Origin of the sequence: Halalkalicoccus jeotgali B3 (genome assembly GCF_000196895.1) — an archaeon.
GTDB lineage: Archaea > Halobacteriota > Halobacteria > Halobacteriales > Halalkalicoccaceae > Halalkalicoccus > Halalkalicoccus jeotgali.
Map to the genome: position 1 here is coordinate 37,586 of NC_014299.1, position 19,398 is coordinate 56,983.

Consider the following 19,398-nt stretch of genomic DNA (forward strand, 5'->3'; position numbering starts at 1 on the left):
CGCTCTCAGTTTTTATCGTTATCATCATCCTCTATAGCTTCGATGCCTCGTTTCCAACGGTAGTACAGCGAACGCGCAGTTCGGTCACTGTCACGTGACATAAGAACGGTCGCCTCATTAAGCTCTGAAACGGTTTCTTGTACCGATTCATAGACGATCTTCTTCAACCGAGATTTCTGTTCCGGAGCCCCGATCGATACAAAATCGTGGTCCTTCGCTTGCTGCACGATAACATCGGCTGTATCAGAAGCTGTTTTCAGTTCCGTTTCGGTCGTCACATCGGAACCGAGGACGTAGTCGGCGAACTTCAGCAGGTCTTCACCTTCACCTGTCGCTTCTGCAGATGCATCAGGTGAGATAACGTGAAGAACGGTAACTGATGCATTAGCATGGCGTGCTACTGCGCGCGCTGCTTCTGCAGCAAGAGCAGCGTGTGGTCCTGCCCCAACAGGTAACAGTATTGAATCTATTGTCTCTGCCTCAGATTCGGCGAGAGAGGCGACAGTGTGTCCTTCGATATCCGGAACGTATAGCGTATTCTCTCCACTTTTAACGCCCATGTTTTCGACGAACACGTCACACTCGGCCTCAGCCAAGATCGTATCGACCGTGCTCCGATTGAGTAACCAGCCCTCGTCAAGTCCGGTCCCACGTAGCAACAAGACAGCCGTCTCGTTCCCGCCGTTGACGACGCTGAGGATTCCGCTCGTGATGTCCGATACAGCACGAACGCTTGCAGTAACCGAAACGCCCGGATCAAGTTCTTGCGCCACGTCGGCCATCTCAGCTAACTGTGTTTGCCGGTCCTCGATGGCCTCAACCACCTTCGGTTTATCAGATGCCGCCGGGTCTTCTGATTGAACGTACTCTCGAACGGGTTCGAGTGCAGACTCGTCCTGAACAGCCTCCATCCCGACCAAGAGTACCCGGCCGTCGTTGTCCGCCGCGAGCGCAACCGCTGTTCGGAGAAACCGCCGGACGTTGATCCCCGTGTACGTATCGAGCAGCGTCCCGGTGACTGGAACAACGACGAGATAATCGGGTGTCTGAATCCGCGGGCCACTGCGGAGATACGAGTTATCATCCGAGTCGGACGTGTCGCGTGGAACGGTGATTCGAACGTCTGGAGGCTCAGAGTCGTCTGACATGGCTAGGTCCTCGTGAAGATGTCTGTTATCTGTCTGTCTGCACCGTTCCCGGCGAAAATCGTCACGACATCGCCCGGCTCGATCTCAGTCTCGCCCTTTGGGATGTGTAGTTCATCGTCTCGAACGATAGCGACGATAATCGTCTCCTCTGGCAACAGATCTTCCCTGTCAGCGTCGATCAGGCTGAGACCCGCGATCGGAGCGCCATCTTCGACCGTGGCCTCGAAGATTTCGGCTTCACCGGCGATCGGCATGAAGTCCTGAATCGCAGGGTGTTGGACGGCCCGATAGAGGTACTGACCGTTGAGTTGGTGCGGGCTTTCGACGATGTTCACACCGAGGTCCTCGAATAATTCCATGTGGGCAGGGTCGTTGATCGAACTCACGAGCGTCTCGACCTCGTACTGCTTCCCGAACATGGTAACCATGAGGTTCACCGAATCGCTCTCCGTCGTCGAGATGAGCGCATCCGCTTCCTCGACACCGGCTTCGAGCATGATGTCTTTCGACGCTGCATCCGCATTGATGACCATACAGTCGTAGGTTGCACTCACCTCCTCTGCGATCTCCGTGTCGCGTTCGATGACGACCACCTCGTGGTCGTCTTGGGTTGCGAGGTCGATGACTGTGCGTCCGGTACGGCCTGCGCCGATGATGATTACGTACATTGGTGGGTGGATCGGGACGGTGGTAGTCGGTTAGCGATGCAATCGAATGGGAACGACGCGGGATGGTGGGCCGGGGACGTCGAGTATGGGATTCGTGGATTTCGTCTGGTGAATCATACTGGTCACCTCCTGAAGAGACTAGTAATCAGGACGAGTACGGGGATTATTTCGAGCCGTCCCATCCACATCTGGATGATGAACAGTATCTCCGCGATGACCGGCATACCTGGACCGGTAATCCCTGACGACAGTCCGACAGTCCCCTGTGCGGTCGCTACCTCGAAGATCGCGTCCGCGAGCGTGAACTCCGATGGGAGGACAGCCAACAGCACGAACAGTGACAGTGCCAGCACGATGAGGTAGGCAGCCGCCATCGTCCCCGCGGCGCGAATTTCGTCGTTGGCCTCATCGGCCTTGAATATCCGCTGTCCGATCCGCAGGTCGTCGATGGCATGGTCGGGGAGAAACACCCGTGAGACCTCCCAACTGATCCCGCGAGCGACGATGTAGCCACGCAGGATCTTGATCCCCCCGACCGTCGCTCCTGCAGACCCGCCGAGCAACATCGCCCCAAAGACGATGAACATGACCGCGCCGTTGTTCCAGTCGCCGATCGCAGACGTCTGCCAGCCGGTGGTTGTCTGCGCACTGATGAACTGGAAGAGCCCCTCGCGGAACGCCTGACTGGTCGCCACCCTGCCGACGTACCCAAGCGGGTCGCCGTTGTACGGGACGCCGACCCACCGTGCGAGAAACGCCGTCAGACCGACCACACCGACGATGAACAGGCCGAACAGCGCTCTGACCTGCGGATCACGCGTGAACTCCCGGATGTCACGCTCGGAGGCCGCAGCGTAGTATACCGGGATCGAGATCGCTCCGGTGATCATCGCGGGGATATGGACGATATCCATCGCATAGGAGTTGTAGCCCGCGATGGAGTTGTCGAGCGTGCTGAACCCGCCGGTGGACTGGCCGGTCATCGCGTGGTTGAGCGCGTCGAAGATCGTCTGTTCGATACCGTAGCCGGGAAGGACAATGAACGTCGCTACAGCGAGGTAGACGGCCACCAATGCGGTGATACCGACGTATATCTTCCAGATCGCACGCGCAGTGCCCGCGATACTCGGTCGTAGCTTCTCGCTCCGCCCTTCCGACTGGTAAAGCGAGATGCCTGCGATCCCGTGTGGTTGTCGAAGAATCGCAAGCGAGAGTACGATCATCCCCGCGCCACCGACCCACTGCATCTGTGAGCGATACCAGAGGAATCCGTGGCCTACTGACGGTTCGTGGACGCTCATCGTCAGGCCCGTGGTCGTGTACCCGCTCATACTCTCGAAGAACGCATGGAGTGGGTTCTGGAAGTTGAGAAGGCTCGATTGATAGCTCGCCCCCGCCGGCACGAAGGATTCGAGCACGGCCGATGGTGTGATGTACGCCGCGATGACAAACGGGATGGCACCGAACGCAGCCGTAGCGAGCCACCCGAGTGCCGCGACGATCATCGCGTGGTGGCGTTGCGGCTCGGGGGCGTCTTCACAGAGCTTGTACATGGCCCCACCAGCGATCGCAGTGACTCCTGCAGCAATCAGGAAAGCTAACGCACTGTACCACTCCTGGTACAGCAGCGAGACAATTAGCGGGACTAGCATCAATCCACCGATGAGGACTTGCAGGGCACCGATGTCTCTGATCACGGTCTTCGAAGCAGTCACGAAACCAGGGCGGCCTACAGGTGAGTTAGACATGTTTGTGAATCCTCCTTTGAAAACCGATCAGATCGTTCGATCTTCGTAATGGCCGAAGATGTCCGTGATCTCTGGATCTGCTCCAGAACCAGAATAGACCGTCAATAGATCGTTCGCCTTGATTCGGGTATTCCCTCGTGGAGTCAGTGGCTTTTCTTCGCTCTCACGTCCGACAGCCACGATCAAGATATCGTCCGAAAGCAGACCCTCTTCACCTGCTTCGGTGAGTGTCTTTCCAGCGATCGGTGCGTCCTCTGTGACCGTTATTTCGAAGACTTCAGCCTCCTCGCCGATACGCATGTAATCGACGATAGCTGGCCTGGCAACTGCCCGGTAGAGGTGCCCGGCGATGAGCTGTTGCGGATTTTCGATCGTGTTGACCCCAATCTGCCGAAACAGGTTCATATGCTCGGGGTTGTGGACGACTGAAACGATGGCGGGAATTTCGAGTTCCTGTGCGAGCAACGCGACCATCACGTTCGTCGCGTCCTGGTCGGTCGTCGAAATGATGCCGTCTGCCCGTTCAGCCCCGGCATCGTTGAGCGTATCTTTCAGGGTTGCATCCGCATTGAGTACTAAACAGTCGTACTCGCTGGCGACCGCGTCAGCTCTTTGTTTGTCTCTCTCGATGACCACGACTTCGTTTCCGGACCGAGTTGCGATGTCGATCAGTGGCGTTCCGATGTCGCCTGCTCCAACGATGATGATGTACATAGGTAGCGTATTCTATTCGCTTGTTGTCTGTGCGTACGATCGATATCCGGTCACACTCATTGTTCGTTCACCTCACCGTCGCTGAGAACCAGAATCGGCACGTCGGTCTTGTTGACGAGATTGTGGGTCACGTCACCAGTCAACAATTTCCGCCAGCGACTCCCGCCACGGGGAGTGAACGCGATGGCACTTGCATCAAGCTCGTGAGCCGCATCGATGACCGTTGAGGCGATATCAGTTCCGTAGAGGATCTTTGTTTCGAGGGCAATCCCGGTATCGGAGAGGCCATCGGAAATAGCGGCGAACATGTCCTGCGCCCACTGTTCACGCTGCTCCACAGAGGCTTTATCAGGCGCTCCACCCGCTTTCTCGATGACGTGGACCGCAATCACTGTGGAGTCCGTCCCCTCGACGTACGGGACGAGCGTGGCAGCTGTCGCTTCGGCGTCATCGGGGTTTGCGACGGGAACGACCACTTGTCTGAAGAATGACTCCGTCATCTCAGTCGCCCCCCGGTGTCACCGTGGACCTTTCCGAGGTAATGCCATTTGTACTGACCGTCCCCGTCATCGATATCGGGTTCCCATTTGACCCTGTAGGCGAATGGCCCGCGTGCCTCGCCTGTTTCATCCGGGCGCTCTACGATGACGACCGTGTATGCGCCGTGGTCTTCCATGCGAACGAGTTCTTCCCCCTCTCGTGCTTCGATCGCATCGGTGAGTGGCGGATGGTCCCGAAGGAGTTGCTGCGCGTAATGGATGATCTCCCTGAGTTGACTGTCACTGCTGCCTTCGAGTGCAGTCGTAACTTCCTCGGAGACATCTTCGGGAGAGTCGATTTTGGATGGAGTCATGAGTTGTAATTGCTCACTGCCGTTTCCAGTCTGACTACACGGACCAGGAGGCCCGGCGAGCCAACGTTTCGAACGGCGTGATTGCTGTCACGGAATCTCTCTACCCACCCTAGAATTTCCGGGTAGCAATAAATCTTAGCCTTTGATTTTTGATAGAGAGAATATATGGCGATCAAATTTTCCGGACCGAAAATCCATCAACCTGGCGTACAGAAGTAAGTGTTAAATGGGTGGATCGACCGAACCCGACGAGTTCGATGGACCTACTCAAACACTACGCGGGCGAGCCGCAGAAACCATCGAACGGGTCTGTGTAATTACTGCTCGATGGTCACTACCGCTGATTCTGCCCGTTGGCTGTTTGTTCTGCGTGTACCTGATCGGAGGATACGTAGCCGTCTCCTTCGGTCTGTGGTCACCATCGTATGCCTTCCTGTCGCTGTCAGAAGACGTGTACTTTGCGTGGCTTGGGTTTCTCTCGGGAACCGTTATCTGCCTTGGAACAGGCTCCTTGATTGGGCTCGCATTCCTGACGGAAGGGGACAGTCGGATTCACAACGAGCTCTCGATTCTATTTTCTTTCATCGGGTTCGGATTTGGTGCAGGACTGCTTCGGATGACCTATCCGACCGTTCTTTCATCGTTACTCTGAGCGTTGTGTGAGACGTTGTCATGATGGGTTTGTGTGATTCTGCCGAGGGCGTTGAGCAGAGAAGGACCCATTGCAAAATGCCGTACTACGTCAGTTAAACGAATCTGAATACATAGCACAGATCACGTACAGATTCAGGAACTGGCATCGGTGGGGCACTGCTGGACGACAGGGAAGACCCTTTATCGGCCCTGATCGTAGTTTCTGTATGGGCTACCACATTGATGAGATCGACAAACGCATCCTCTATTATTTAGCACTGGACGCACGGAACACCTCCACATCAGATATCGCTGACGAAATGGAAGTGACTGCGGCGACCATCCGAAACCGGATCAACCAGCTCGAAGAAGAGGGGATCCTTCGAGGGTACCTTGCCGACATTCATTATAAGGCTATCAACGGACTTGTCACCTATCAGCTCCGGTGTACAGCGTCCATCCCGGATCGGTCCCGACTCGCTCAGGCGGCCCGGGAAATTTCCGGAGTCATAACAGTTCGAGAGTTAATGGCGGGGTCTGCGAATCTGGTAGTTACGGTTGTCGGGTCAGACACCGCGCACATCAACCAAGCTGCGGGAGAACTCGCCGATCTGGGGTTAGAAATTGAGGAAGAAAACGTTATCGAAGGCGAGTACCACACTCCATACAATCCGTTTGGTCCGGAAAACGTGCCGAAGGGGCCGTCATTAACGGATTTCATGAGTCTTGCCGGGGACGCGGAAGTCGTGGAGTTTACTGTCTCGGAGGGAGCCGAAGTCGCCGGGCTGACCATCGAGCAAGCAGTTGAGGAAGGGTTGTTGGCTGACGAGATGTTAGTCGTTGGTATTGAGCGGGAGGGTGACGTGCTTACGCCAAAGGGGGAAACAACTATTCAGAAGGGAGATGTCATTTCCCTGTTCTCAAAAACAGGGTTAGAGAAAGACGCATTACAAGTGTTTGGTACACAATGAGGGCGGAAGAATTGAACATAGCAGGGACACTACGGAAGTCAGAGGGGTAAGTTGATGAAATGTGATCGGTGTGGAGCGGATGCATCTGTTGAGCGGTATGATGTAGACGAATTCACGGGCCTCCTCTGTGAGGACTGTGTTGAAGTGTGGGACCGAATTCAGTCGGAATGATAGACGGCGGGGTGACCTTTTGTAGTCTCCATGTAGCTATACAACCAAAATAATCTATCTCTGATAAGATCCTCAGCGATATGTTTGCATCCCTACTGAGCGGCTGTTTCACCGTAGATAGTATTTGACCAATAGAATTTCCACAGAGGTATGTTTCCTAATTGGTGGTTTGTAGAAATCCAAACGCCGAATCTGTGGACTGCACAGATTCGGATTTTTATGTAGCATCATAAAGTTTATAAAATACTATTATCGAGATAGCAGGTTCGTATCTGCTCAATTCAGCCGATACGGCAGTATTCTAAGTCACTTTTGATTAACTCACAAGTCACAAGTAAATTTACCACCCCCCGCGCCCTCCATACATCCATCTTCATACCAAATCCCAAAACCCAGGGTTCAACCACTACAGCAGGCCCTCCAACAGTCCAGGAAGGGGTCACGCAGTTTCTCGAGGCGAAAGGCAAGGGCGACGACTCAGGTAGATGCCGATAGCACCACATTCGAACTCTCGGGCTTGCCGTTGGCAAACGAGACCGTGGCCGAGCTGGCTGGTCTGCAGCTAACGGATGACTCTCCTCGCTCTGGATACGTTGCCATCAACCTCTACTAAGGATTTAGGCGAGCAGCTGTTTACGTATAAAGTTCTTATACTAGTGGTCCGTATCACGGCATATGAACCACGAGACGGAGACTAGGAGTTATTCCGGATCTTCTATTTCGCTCTCTATACCGACTCACGACCCAGATCTATTCAAGCACAAAGCAACCAGCGATGTGCTCCTCTTTTTAACCAACCACCGATTTGGCGGCTTTTCACTTCGAGAGATCGCAAGCCAGACTGGTCATTCACACCAGTCTGTGCGACGAGCGGTGAATGTCCTCGGCTCGAATGGACTAGTCGTTGAATCACTGGAGAGCAACCAGCGACTCGTTCAGATCAACCGCGATCGGCTCTGTGTCCCAGACGATCCGATTCTCCGAATCCCGCAACCAGAATACCACCGACCCGTAAAAGCGGCGGTAGAAGAGCTTCGCGAGAAGATCAGTGACGTAGTCGGTGTTATCCTCTACGGGAGTGTGGCTCGGGGAGAGGCTGACCGACGGAGCGATATCGATCTCTGGGTGCTTACTCGGTCTGGACGGGCTGAAGGTCAACGGGAGGCGAACGCTGTTGCTCGTGATCTTGAGGAGGTGTCATTCGATGGGGATCGGTATGCATATGATATTGACGTCGAGGCTGTCCAAGCAATTCCAACTTACACTGAGGATATCCGGGAGATTGTCGTCTCGGGAATCCCGATCTACAAAACGAGTGACTTCGAAACCGTCGAAAACCTCCTGTTGGAGGAAGGAGGCAACGATGAGTAGTGGTTCAGATCCGAACGCTATCCTCACAGCACTTGAACGTGCTCAGGATGCCTTCGAGATGGTTGGACGAGGTCGGACAGAGTTCGAGGAAGGGATTAGTGCCGATACGGACTGGAAGACACAGTTGACAAAAGCATGCCGGCTCCTCGAAGTCGTCGAAATAATCCAACTACAGGACGGGTATTATATTGCCGTCATCGAGCTCTGTTTTGGGGCTATCGAACGCTCGATCGAGGCGTATGCGCTCTCGATGACGGATGATACACTCCAAGACTTCCAGGATCATCAGTTCAGTTACGACCGCGCACACCAGATCGGACTGTTCGAGAGAGATACCGCAGAAGCGATGAAAGCACTCTATAGCGACAATCGGACTGAGAGTTACTACGGAGGGAGCCGACCGACAGCAGAGCAAGCGGAGGCAATGACCGAATTAGCGATCGCTGTCCACGAGTTCTCGGTGAGTCAAATCCGGGAAGGTGGCGTCTGTCTCTGTGACTGACGATCGAATTCCGTATAGAACGCGCAAATGAGGTAGATATTTGGCACGATAGAGTGTCTCTATAGTCATTCTGACTGGGTTTGATTCTTAATCGAAATAGCCGTACCCAATGTGTCGCATCTCGTTCAGGAAGCTGTCGTCACTGAGGTCGGAACGGAACGCTGCCAAGTACACGTCCAGTCGGTGGACGGTTTCCTCAAACTCGGTTTCGGCCAGTGACTGCAGCTCTCGGAGCCGAGATAGATCCTCGTCCGTATCAAGGTAGAATGTTTTCGCCTTCCGCCCATCCTTGGGACTATCATACCGAACTCGATGGGGGATAGTGGCAGGTCGTTCTGGTTCGTGTTGCGGCTCGGTGGTTGCAGGATTAGACGGTGTATCAGTCTCTGATTCAGTGTCTGGTTCGGAGCCGTCTGGTCGCGTGTCGGCAGCAGAAGCGGACGTATCGGTGTCGAACGAGTCGTCAGCACCGTCGAAATTGTATCGGTCCTGTTTGCCCATCAGGCGTTCACCTCCTGTTCACGGTCGCCCAGCAGCTTCTCTGGCGTGGCATCACCCATTTCCATGTCCTTGACAGCATCCCACTGTGCCACCGCTTCATCGTACGTGTAGTCGCCAGTCATCCACCGGCCGATCACCTTGAATGCGAGCGGAACGTGCTCCTCGTAGCTGCGAAGGTCACGCGTCTTATTGGACTCGATAAAGGAGAAGAGATCCATCTGTTGATCCCATGTGTACCGCAGTAGGGAGTGCTCTGGGATGGAGAACGGACTAAGTGGGACGCCACGGTCAGACATGGAATCGCGGTACTGTTCGAAGATTTTGGCGTTCCCGACGCGACTGGGGACGGTGCCTTTGATCACAATGTCGACGCCCATCTTGGAAAATCCGGAATCCATAGCACCGACTGTGGATTCCAGCCCTTGTTGAGAGGCATCACCTTTCGGTGTGAGTTCGATGGGGACCATGATGTTACGGGCGGCGATAATGGCATTGTCTACGAGGTCGTTCAATGTGGCCTGAACGTCAAGGATGAACACGTCGTACTGGTCGCTGAGTTGCTCGAGCTGTTCGCGGATTACCCAGTATTCGTCGACGCCACGGCGGTCTGAGCTGTTGAGTGCGGATTCGAAGTTTGAGAGGTCTTCGTGGCCGGGCACGAGGTCAAAGTGTGGTGTGGAGACGATGATATCCTCGAGATCGGTGTTGCCGAAGAAGGTGTCCATGACGGTCGGTTCAACCGTCTTGTCGGGTGTGTCGTGGTCAAGGTGATCGTAGCCGGCGTAATGGGTGAGTGCGCCGCGTTGTGGGTCAAGGTCCAGTGCGAGCACGTCATAGCCGTCGCGGCCGATGGCAGCGGCGGTTTGCATTGTGTTTGTGGTTTTGCCGGGGCCGCCTGATTCTGACCACCAGACAAATGCTTGGGTCATCTACTGAGTGTCCACGGAGTAGGCTGTCTTGAAGGTTTGTCAGACATGTGGCTGACTAGCTGTCTTGTGGGCTTACCAGCGAGTTTACTGGACGGTTTGCTAGCTGGTTTACTGGCTGATTTGCTGGTAAACTGAATAGATTGCTAGATAGTAGACTGTCCAGCAAACAAGGATGTGAACCGAAATCAAAGAAGAGGCTGCGGGAAACTGATCATAGGTGCGGGGAGGGACACAGGGGTGACTTCACATGTTTCATCTGTTCTGTGCACCGCAGAGAGTGGAGCTACTTGTCGAATAGGTCGCCGATCCGATGCTGCTTTTCCAACGCATCCCGGATGATCGCGGTATCTACGTTGAAATCGTACAGGTAGTAGTTCCCACCCTTGATACCTTCATTGCGTTCGGCGACATCGAGAATCCCTTTCAATGTGAGTTGAGAAAGCTGGTCGTGGATGGTACGTGCCGTTTTCACATCAGCGTCGATCTGGTCTGCGAGTAGTTTGTACCGTTGATAGATCTGTTTACGCCGGACTGGTGTTTCGTCTTCAAGCGCGTAGGAGAGAATGGCGTACAGGGTGATATGGTTTTGAACCGGGAGGCTTTCCAATTCGGCCTTAGTTTTGCCTTCTTCAACAACACGGTCGGCTTCACGGACGTCGGCCTCGGTAATAGTGGACCGGTCGGTTTGCCGGGCGAGATCGCCAGCCTTGTACAGGATGCGGAGTGCACGACGAGCGCTTCCGGATTCTTGGGCAGCAAAGGCAGCGCATAAAGGGATGATGTCAGAGGTGAGCACATCGTTGCGGAACGCCGGCTGGGCGCGTGTTTCGAGGATATGCCGGAGCTGTTCAGCGTCGTAAGGCGGGAAGTGAATTTCTTCATCGCAGAGGCTATCCTTGACGCGCGCCGAAAGGTTGTCCCGGAATTGAAAATTATTTGAGATGCCGATAACACCGATATAGGTGTCGTCGACGTTGCCATTAGCGTTGCAACGTGGAAGTTCATAGAGGATATCGTCGTCAGTACCTATGGAGTCGATCTCGTCAAGCACAAAGAGGACATGGGTGGCATCAAGCTGGTTGAGCTCGGTCCAGAGCATATCGTAGACGTCACCGCTGCCGTGTCCACGGAGCGCAATCTGGTCATCTGGAGCGCGGAGTTCGTTGACGAGACGGATGGAGACTTGGTAAGAGGAGGAGAGGCTTTTGCAGATGACATTGACGATCTCAATGGAGAGGTCGTCGTACGTGTTGGCGTCTTGAGTGAGTTTTTCGAGAACGAGATCAGTGGAGAGGGTTTTGCCGACACCGGTCTGGCCGTAGACGAAGATATTTTTCGGAGGTGCGTTGTTGATAACAGGGCGGAGGGCGTTCTGATAATCGGCGAGTTGGGGGTCGCGTTCGATGAGGGTGTCTGGCTGGTAGGTGTCGCGGAGGACAGACTCGTCGGTGAAGATGGGGTCCTCGCGTGTGAAGTCCTTCAGTCCCATCAATATGTGATATGTTGGGGATAGACAGTATAAAACCACCGCTTCACGTGTTTCATCTGTTTAGAGTATTTAAAACAGAGGGGGACCCGTGATTTCATGTGTTCTCCGGTAATGATTCGGGTGGAGATTGCGGAAGTCTCTATGACTAGCGGTAGTTTTAATACCTCATATAATGAAATGGTCCGTAGCGTCGCAGTGCTATATTAGTTAAAGTAGGAGTTAGTAACTAGGGTAGTTGTAGTCGGCGGTCTCTTGCAAGAATAGAACACATGAAATCTGGTGTGTCCCTCTTGGTTTCCCTCCCTCTTTGATGTTGACAGCATCTTCTCTTGACTGGGCCGTCTATTTGCGAAGAACACATGAAATCTGGTGTGTCCCTACCTGGATTGTTGCGCTATCCTCAATCTCGAAGTCGATGAGGAGAGCTTAGCTCCCGGTTCATTCCCATTGACGTGTTCGATGTCTCGTTGGACCATTCTGCCAAATGATTTGGTCCAGAAACTCGCGGTGACTATTGGTGTCGACTGGAAACGTCACTGTCTCGACGATCCATTAGGCAGCTACTGGTCGCTGCTAGATCTCTGAGACACGCTGATACTTGTTATCGAGTGCATCGGCGTCTTCCGGCAGAAGGGCGACCACGATATAGGAGGCATACTCTTCAAGATACTCGACCAACTGTGCGATGCGCGCGGAATCAATTGCCTCCAATGAGTCCAGCAGAATGAAGGGCATTTCCTCGTGCACATCGTGAACGAGATAGCCCGCCAATGCCAGCACTAAACCAGTGACTTCACGTTCGCTCTCACTAAGGTGTGTGACTGAATCTTCGTAGGTCGCATCGTCGTCCGTTTTGCGCGTCACGTGCAGTTCGAAGGTCGCGTCCTTGCTTGTATTCGGATTCCGGTATTCGAGCCAAATTCGTGCGAGATTCCCGTACTCAAGCAGTTCGACGACAGTCTCCATATGCCCGTTGAACGCTTCAATCGCTTCGCGCTCGATCCGTTCAATGCGCGTCCGGAGCTCCTCAAGTTCTGTGTTGATCTCCTCACGCCGGGCTTCGAGTTGCTCTTGCTCGTCGAGTTGTGATTCGAGACTTTCGATATCCTCTGCGAGAGCGTTTTGTTTGCGCTCGAGACGATCGCGCTTGAGTTCGAGCTGGGTGACCTCCTTTTGAGCCGCGAGGAGATCTTCGTCATCCTCGTCAGCTTCGACGGCCGATTCGAGATCCTCGGTTTCTGCGAGGAGTTCTTCACGCCGTGCTTCGAGTTCACTAATTCGGTCAGTCCGATCCGCAAGCTCTGTTTCGGCCGTTTCAAGCGCTCGTTCGAGCTCGGCACGCTCGTCTCTCGTACTGGTGTACTCCTTCCGTTGGGCGGTGAGCTCTTCGAGTTTTCGAGAGAGTTCATTACGTCGTTCGACTTTCTCTTGGCGGAGGTCTTGGAGGCGAGAGACCGTCGACTCGATCTGTTCGGTACCTACTTGCGAGCCACACGTCCAGCACGTGACGTCGTCCGATTGGTCCGCGAGCAGTTGATCCGTGATCGCACCCCCGTCTGCTTCCGTCTCGGATGGACCCTCTTTACCAAGCAGATTGGTGACACCGTCTTCAGTGATCTGCTCGTTGAACTGGATGACCGTCTGTAGTTGGGCGATGATCTCGTCGAGTTCTCGCTTTTGGCCACGAATCTGCTCGATTTGACTCGCGAGATCATCCAATTCGTCCTCATCGATAGCCGAGAGCTCCTCAAGTTCGGCTTCGAGTTCAGACTGTTCGGCTTCGAGCGAGGCGACGCTTTCCTGCTCGGTCTCGAGATCGTAGGTAGTGTCCTCAAGCTGGGATTGTGCGTCACGGAGCGAATCGAGTTGGTCAGACCCCGTACTTTCGGAGTCGGACGTAGATTGTTGGGCCGTCTCCAAGGAGTTGCGAGCCTCCTCAAGGTCTGCCTCGGCGGTCTCGAGTTGGTTGGTAACGCGTGCGTATTCTTCTTCGAAGGAATCACGCTCACGGCTAGCTTCCGAGAGTTCGCTGAGTTGAGTGTCAATCCCGCGTTTTTCGGCTTGCAATTGGCTGATTCGGGCTTCGATCTCTTCGACGTCGACTGGTCGAAGGATGAGCTCCCGAAGGTCTTCGTTGCGAACGACAGCACGTCGAGCGGGGTTTGATTCAAGCAGGAATGCGAATAGATCGGCTAATTGTGGCTCTTCGAGATAGGGATCGCCAGCGAATGCGACGCCGTCGGGAGACCGTGTGAGTTCGCGCGTATAGGTCTCATCGTCGAGGGAAAGGGTAACGCTCCCCTGGTCGGCATCGCCCTTGAGTGATGCTCGGTCGCTGCCGAGAGCAGCCATCAGCGCTTGCAGGAAGGAGGTTCGATTTGTTGCGTTCCTGCCGGCGAGGATGGTCACGCCAGGTGTGAATTCGACTGAGGTCGAGTCAATGCCGCCGATATGTTCGACGTCGACGGCGGCAGGTGTGTTCTGAAGCGAGGGCATTCTGTGGTCTGTCTTACGACGGGGTCTTCAATAAGCATTCAGATATACTCTCGTCACCGATGAGGGGCTGATTAGACCTCTGATGGATCTGTCTCAGTACTCCAGCGTCCGTGAGAGGAGGGGTACCAATCGTCTGGAACGACGCGATCGGAATTCTCCGGGCACATCGCTCGATGTCCGTTGGCGGCGTCTGTGGTGAGAAACTGTTTTCCACACTGAGGACAGTCGTTCATTACTCTATACTGCTGGTTCTACAATTGTAATCCTTCTGTAACTAATCGCAACCTGAATATTGTTTCAATTACTGAGATTCAGCGCGGTCTTTAGAATCTCAGCACAGTCACGGATCTCGCCAGAGGACAGCTTGGCATGTATTGCAAGGCTTCGAGAACCCAGAGCGATCGCTCTCATGGGCAGCCTGCAGTTCGTCGTCAGTACGCAGCTTTTCAATACATTAGTATTAGGACTAGTCTGGTAAAATAATAGTATTACGGTCCAACGTAACCTTTCTGTTGAGTAGTTTCAAATTCCGTTATCACCATGTTACTAGGCAAAACACGACCCAGTTATAGCCGCAGAACGAGTTCGTCTTCGACTCGACGACATGCTGTTGTGCAGTGCTCAAGTACTGTCGTTGCATCCACTAATACAGGATAGGTAACATCCAGTGAACAGTACAAGTATTCTTGCAGATCCACAATCCCATCCGTGCGTGCTTCAGCCGTATACCCGTCTGTTCGCTGCGTTTGACGCTCTTCGATGAGCTGTTCACACGTCTTGAGACACGTAGTGAGTTCCTGATGAGTTTCTTGGAGGTCCTCAATTGATTGTTGATGGCGGGGGCGTTCAGTAACCTGTTTAAACCGTTTAATAGTGGTTGTCAGGGTCTGCTCTACGTCAGTGAGTGTCGCTATTTCGTCGTCCAATCGGTTGCTGAATCTTGCTCGGCGGATGCTGGCTGCTGTGGCTGACTGTATGACGGCCTGTTGTAGCGAGGGATTGAGTTGAGAGTGTGTCGTGATCGCGGTAGTGAGATTTTCTCCAAACTCTATTGTCATATTCTGCACGAGTGATTCATTATATTCTTCCTCGTAATGGGTAGTATTCAGAACAGTGTCTCGATAGGCCTGCTGAATAACATCGATCTCGTTCGTTGTCGATGGTGACGAGGGGTGTGGATCAAGAGAACGGGTGAGTTCGTAATCAGAAGGGAGAGTAGTCGAGGATGGGGATGGTGGCTCAAGTGCACTAACCCGGTTGCCAAAGTGTTCGAAGGCATCCCGCTCAGCGCGTGTGCGCTTTTGTTCTGTCTGCACGATGTCTTTGGCGCGAGGAATCCAGGTAATAAGCGTGGACGTAAGTCCACTGGTTGCAACGCTCCTTGAATGGAGTAGTTCGATTGGCCGTATCATGTAAAGATCAGTAGGTGCACCCACAAAAACACCAACTTTAGAGAGGTCTGATGGCAAAATCCATCCTATTAGCACTGACTCACCGATATAGCTAGCTGATCCAACAGCAAGGATACCAATGAAACTAGCACTCAGTATAGTAGTCGGATACGATACAGAGACTATTCTCATGCAAGACCATATGCGACACGAGAAAATAACTCTCCTGCCGAAATTAGGGAACCTGTGGAGGCCGATACGAATCACCGATCGAATTCATTAATTGTATCTGAGTGATTCCGGCAACTACAAATTGCAGATGAAAGCTGCATGAGTAGAAGCCTTGTGCAACATTAGATTCATTCTATCGGTTGATGTTGTACAAGGTGATAATCCATCACCCTCTGGTATCGCGTAGGTACTGTTGTTCTCAGTCTTACGCGCCTCAAACTCTTGTGGCTACATGTAGTGAGTATGTGTATATTCATTTGTTGATTTATTTATGATATATTGACAAGCGTATTGAGACTAGGATACAGCCACTATGGTTAATTTCGCTACTATAGTACGCTTCCAAATCATATTGATACCAATTAACAATAGTCTGATTATGTTTACTGTCTAGTTCGGCACGCTTTACGTTGTTTCGACCCATAGTGCTCGGTCAAGATTTCAACTCTGACAGATTAGTTTGACATGTGCGACAATATACTGAATTATTTCACTTTGTCTCAACAGCCTCGATCAGCAGCTCGGCCACGTCGACGACCTCGATATCGTCCTCGTAGCCACCGGTCTTCCGGCCGTCTTCGTACATCGTCATGCACATCGGGCAGGCAACGACGAACTTCTCGACCCCTCCGCCGGCCGCCGTGTCCTCGAGCGCCTCCCGCAGGCGCTCCTCACTAGGTTTTGGCTCCTCGTCGAACTCCATCCAGATCCCACCCCCGCCGCCGCCACAGCAAAAGGAATCTGCGCGGTTGCGCGGCATCTCCGACAGCTCACAGCCCGTCGCCCGCACCAGCTCGCGCGGGGCCTCGTACTCGTCGTTGTACCGCCCCAGATGGCAGGGGTCGTGATACGTGACCGTGTAGTCGAGTTCGTCCCCTGAGAGCCCCAGTCGCCCCTCCCGGACGAGGTTTTCCACCGCTTGGGTCCAGTGGAGCACCTCGATCTCACCCTCGGTGTTCCACCGCTCGTCGTACTCGAAGGGCATCATCGGATCGTCGGCGAACTCCGCGAAGTCGACCTCGGGATACTCGTTCTTCATCGTGTTATAGGAGTGAGGATCGGTGCAGACGATCCGCTCGAACACACAGTCCTCGAACGTCTCGACGTGGTGGCCCGCGAGTTCGAGATAGAGGAACTCCTCGCCGACCCGCCGGACGTCGTTGCCATCGTAGCGCTCGTCGTCGAAGAGGATCCCAAAGGAGACGCCGGCTTGATCGAACAGCCTCGCGAGCGAGCGCGCGACCCGCTTGTTGCGGTCATCGAAGCTCGGGTAGTCCCCGACGTACCAGAGGTACTCGACGCCCTCCTCGCGAGCGTCGGTGAGCTCGAACTCGAGATCGTCGGCCCAGTCGGCCCGCTTTCGCTGGGGCTCCCCAAACGTGTTGCCCTTCTGCATCACGTTCTGGAAGACGTCCTGGACGTTCGCGTCGACGTCGCCCTGGTCGGTGAGCTGGCGGTTCATTCTGGTGAACGAGCTGAGATGCTCGATCTCGACGGGACAGGCGTCCATGCAGGCCATGCAAGCCATACACGACTCCATGGTCTCGCTGTCGATCACCGACGCGCCGCCGTCGGCGATGATCGGCTTGTTTCCTGCTCCGGCGTCGACCTCCGCCCGATAGCCCTTGAGATCGAGAATCACGTCGCGGGGATCGAGCGGCCTGCCCGAGGCTTTCGCCGGACAGACCGCAGAACACCGCCCGCACTTGGTGCAGGCGTCTTGGTCGAGCAGTTCCTTCCAGGTGAAATCGTCGATGGACTCGGCGTTGGTCGCGTCCAGATCCGCCGGGACGTTCGGCAGGACTCTACCCGCCTTCTCGTCGCGGGCCGCGACGTTCGCAAAGGACGAGAGCATGTGAAACGGTTTCGCATAGGGGATCCAGGCGACGAAGACCAGCGCGAGGATCGAGTGGTGCCACCAGACGATGGGGTAGATCACCGCCGCACCCGCGGGGGTCAGCCCGCCCGCTTCGAGCAGCGTGGCGGTGAAGACGCCGACGAAGCTCACGGTCTCGGCGGCGCGGGCCTCCTGGCCGACCATCCCGATTCCCTGGACGAGAAAGCCGCCGACGCCCAGTAGGAAGAGCACCCAGACGAACGCGTCGTCCTCGATGCTCGTGTGGGGGCCAAAGAGGCGCTCGTTGCGCACGACGTATCTCCTGTACATCGCCATTCCGAGGCCGACGACGAAGAGCAGGCCGAAGGCGTCGAGGACGAGCGCGTAGGCCAGATAGAAGTCGCCCACCCAGAACGACTCGCCAGTGAGGGGACGGTAGAAGTCCATGTCGACGAAGAGGATCGTCGTCCCGATCAGAAGCACGAGAAATCCCCACATGACGAAGGTGTGCATCAGTCCGCCGTACAGATCACGATTGAACTGCTTCTCGTTCGAGCCGACGATCCGTACCGCATTCACGACCCGGGAGGCGAAGCCATCGAGCCGGTTGCGGGGATCGGGCTCGCCCTCGGTATAGCGCGCGAGGCGTTCGTAGACGCCGTAGATAAACACGAGGAGGGCGACGACCGAGAGGAAGTAGAACATCCCTTTTGCGAGGGGACCGATCTGCCAGAACGTCTCGCGGGTGATCTCCCCGCCGGTCTGAACGATCATTATAAGCGACTCATTCATTCGAACTCGGCGATCAGCGCCGGAACGACGTCGAAGAGATCATCGACGATGCCGTAGTCGGCGATGTCGAAGATCGGCGCGTTCGGGTCGGTGTTGATTGCGACGATGGTCTCCGAGCCTTTCATCCCGGCGACGTGCTGGACCGCCCCGGAGATGCCGATGGCGATGTAGACCTCGGGCGTGACAGTCTTTCCCGACTGGCCGACCTGCCTGTTTTTGGGCAGCCAGCCGTTATCAACGATGGGCCGCGAGGACGACAGGGTTGCGTCTAGCGCGTCGGCCAACTCCTCGATCAGTTCGATGTTTGCCTCCTCCTCGATACCCCGCCCGACCGAGACGAGCACCTCAGCGTCGCTAATGTCGACGTCGCCCCCGCCGACCTCCTCGAAGCCGGTGACGGTCGTGTGGACCGCCGACTCGTCGATCTCGATCTCCGTTTCGCGGATTTCGGTGTCGCCGTTACCGCTCGCACCGGGCCACTCGCCCCCGCGGATCATCACTGTGACCCGCTCGGCATCGACCTCGACGGTCGTCTCGACTTTCGAACCGTACATCTCGCGGGTCGCGACGAATCCGTCCTCGAAGGAGGCTCCCACCACGTCGGTCACCAGTGGGCGATCCAATCGGTTTGCGACCGCGGGCCCGTAATCCAGCCCGTTGACGGAGTTAGGCATGAGTACGACCGACGGATCGAGCTCAGCGGTAAGCCTCTCGACGGCCTGCACGTAGATGTCATGGTTGAACTCCGAGCCGGCGGCTACGGTATGGACGACGTCGACGCCCTCCCTCGAGAGCGTGCGAGCGAACTCCTCGACCTGCCCGCTAATAACTGCAATGTGGAGCTCTCCGCTGAGGTCGTCGGCCAGCTCCCGACCCGCGCTGATTAGCTCGTCGCTCACATCCCGCAGTTCGCCCCGTCGGTGTTCGGCAATCGCCAGAACACTGGTCATTAG

The 19,398-nt window shown here is 54.9% G+C and carries 16 protein-coding genes; 3 read left to right on the forward strand and 13 right to left on the reverse strand.

The genetic code is table 11. The features are described from left to right. Nucleotides 1-5: 5 nt before the first annotated feature. The 6 genes from HACJB3_RS16575 to HACJB3_RS19170 all read right to left on the reverse strand — a co-directional run bounded on the left by HACJB3_RS16575 (nucleotide 6) and on the right by HACJB3_RS19170 (nucleotide 5,131). On the reverse strand, nucleotides 6-1,148 hold the full coding sequence (locus tag HACJB3_RS16575) for a universal stress protein (RefSeq protein WP_008413627.1): 1,143 nt from the start codon (nucleotides 1,146-1,148) through the stop codon (nucleotides 6-8). A 2-nt stretch (nucleotides 1,149-1,150) separates the two neighbouring features. Further along, nucleotides 1,151-1,816, reverse strand: coding sequence for a potassium channel family protein (locus HACJB3_RS16580; protein WP_013199623.1), 666 nt, complete (start codon nucleotides 1,814-1,816; stop codon nucleotides 1,151-1,153). A gap of 122 nt (nucleotides 1,817-1,938) precedes the next feature. Next, the gene (locus HACJB3_RS16585) at nucleotides 1,939-3,468 is read right to left on the reverse strand and encodes a TrkH family potassium uptake protein (protein ID WP_174264876.1); all 1,530 of its coding nucleotides are present in this window, start codon (nucleotides 3,466-3,468) and stop codon (nucleotides 1,939-1,941) included. 123 nt (nucleotides 3,469-3,591) lie between these two features. Next, nucleotides 3,592-4,278 carry a potassium channel family protein gene (locus HACJB3_RS16590; protein WP_008413624.1) on the reverse strand — a complete coding sequence of 229 codons (687 nt, stop codon included), beginning with the start codon at nucleotides 4,276-4,278 and terminating at the stop codon, nucleotides 3,592-3,594. 56 nt (nucleotides 4,279-4,334) lie between these two features. Next, on the reverse strand, nucleotides 4,335-4,778 hold the full coding sequence (locus HACJB3_RS16595; RefSeq protein ID WP_008413623.1) for a universal stress protein: 444 nt from the start codon (nucleotides 4,776-4,778) through the stop codon (nucleotides 4,335-4,337). Further along, on the reverse strand, nucleotides 4,775-5,131 hold the full coding sequence (locus tag HACJB3_RS19170; protein ID WP_008413622.1) for a hypothetical protein: 357 nt from the start codon (nucleotides 5,129-5,131) through the stop codon (nucleotides 4,775-4,777). The genes HACJB3_RS16595 and HACJB3_RS19170 overlap by 4 nt, the downstream gene beginning before the upstream one ends. A gap of 860 nt (nucleotides 5,132-5,991) precedes the next feature. Here HACJB3_RS19170 and HACJB3_RS16605 point away from each other — a divergent pair. From HACJB3_RS16605 to HACJB3_RS16615, 3 genes are all read left to right on the forward strand, one after another. After that, nucleotides 5,992-6,735 (forward strand): winged helix-turn-helix transcriptional regulator, encoded by a 744-nt coding sequence (locus tag HACJB3_RS16605; protein WP_013199625.1) that lies wholly within the window; start codon nucleotides 5,992-5,994, stop codon nucleotides 6,733-6,735. An 846-nt stretch (nucleotides 6,736-7,581) separates the two neighbouring features. Continuing rightward, nucleotides 7,582-8,277: a nucleotidyltransferase domain-containing protein gene (locus HACJB3_RS16610; RefSeq protein ID WP_174264870.1), complete on the forward strand. Its 696-nt coding sequence runs from the start codon at nucleotides 7,582-7,584 to the stop codon at nucleotides 8,275-8,277. Continuing rightward, a complete protein-coding gene (locus tag HACJB3_RS16615) occupies nucleotides 8,270-8,779 on the forward strand; it encodes a DNA-binding protein (protein ID WP_174264871.1) in 510 nt (169 codons plus the stop codon). Before HACJB3_RS16610 ends, HACJB3_RS16615 begins: the two co-directional genes overlap by 8 nt. Nucleotides 8,780-8,866: 87 nt before the next feature. On the opposite strand, the gene HACJB3_RS16620 is transcribed toward HACJB3_RS16615, so the two are convergent. From HACJB3_RS16620 to HACJB3_RS16645, 7 genes are all read right to left on the reverse strand, one after another. Next, entirely contained in the window at nucleotides 8,867-9,280 is a 414-nt protein-coding gene (locus HACJB3_RS16620) for a hypothetical protein (protein ID WP_008415623.1), read from the reverse strand. Further along, nucleotides 9,280-10,209, reverse strand: coding sequence for a ParA family protein (locus HACJB3_RS16625; protein ID WP_081461367.1), 930 nt, complete (start codon nucleotides 10,207-10,209; stop codon nucleotides 9,280-9,282). The genes HACJB3_RS16620 and HACJB3_RS16625 overlap by 1 nt, the downstream gene beginning before the upstream one ends. 283 nt (nucleotides 10,210-10,492) lie before the next feature. Further along, nucleotides 10,493-11,698 (reverse strand): Cdc6/Cdc18 family protein, encoded by a 1,206-nt coding sequence (locus HACJB3_RS16630; protein WP_008415621.1) that lies wholly within the window; start codon nucleotides 11,696-11,698, stop codon nucleotides 10,493-10,495. A gap of 573 nt (nucleotides 11,699-12,271) precedes the next feature. Next, nucleotides 12,272-14,194, reverse strand: a complete 1,923-nt coding sequence (locus HACJB3_RS16635; protein ID WP_008415620.1) for an archaea-specific SMC-related protein — start codon at nucleotides 14,192-14,194, stop codon at nucleotides 12,272-12,274. A gap of 566 nt (nucleotides 14,195-14,760) precedes the next feature. Further along, entirely contained in the window at nucleotides 14,761-15,777 is a 1,017-nt protein-coding gene (locus HACJB3_RS19800; protein WP_449267225.1) for a DUF7260 family protein, read from the reverse strand. Nucleotides 15,778-16,306: 529 nt separating this feature from the next. Beyond that, the gene (locus HACJB3_RS16640; RefSeq protein ID WP_008415617.1) at nucleotides 16,307-18,427 is read right to left on the reverse strand and encodes a heterodisulfide reductase-related iron-sulfur binding cluster; all 2,121 of its coding nucleotides are present in this window, start codon (nucleotides 18,425-18,427) and stop codon (nucleotides 16,307-16,309) included. Between the two features lie 14 nt (nucleotides 18,428-18,441). Continuing rightward, nucleotides 18,442-19,395, reverse strand: coding sequence for an electron transfer flavoprotein subunit alpha/FixB family protein (locus tag HACJB3_RS16645; protein WP_008415616.1), 954 nt, complete (start codon nucleotides 19,393-19,395; stop codon nucleotides 18,442-18,444). Between the last annotated feature and the right edge of the window lie 3 nt (nucleotides 19,396-19,398).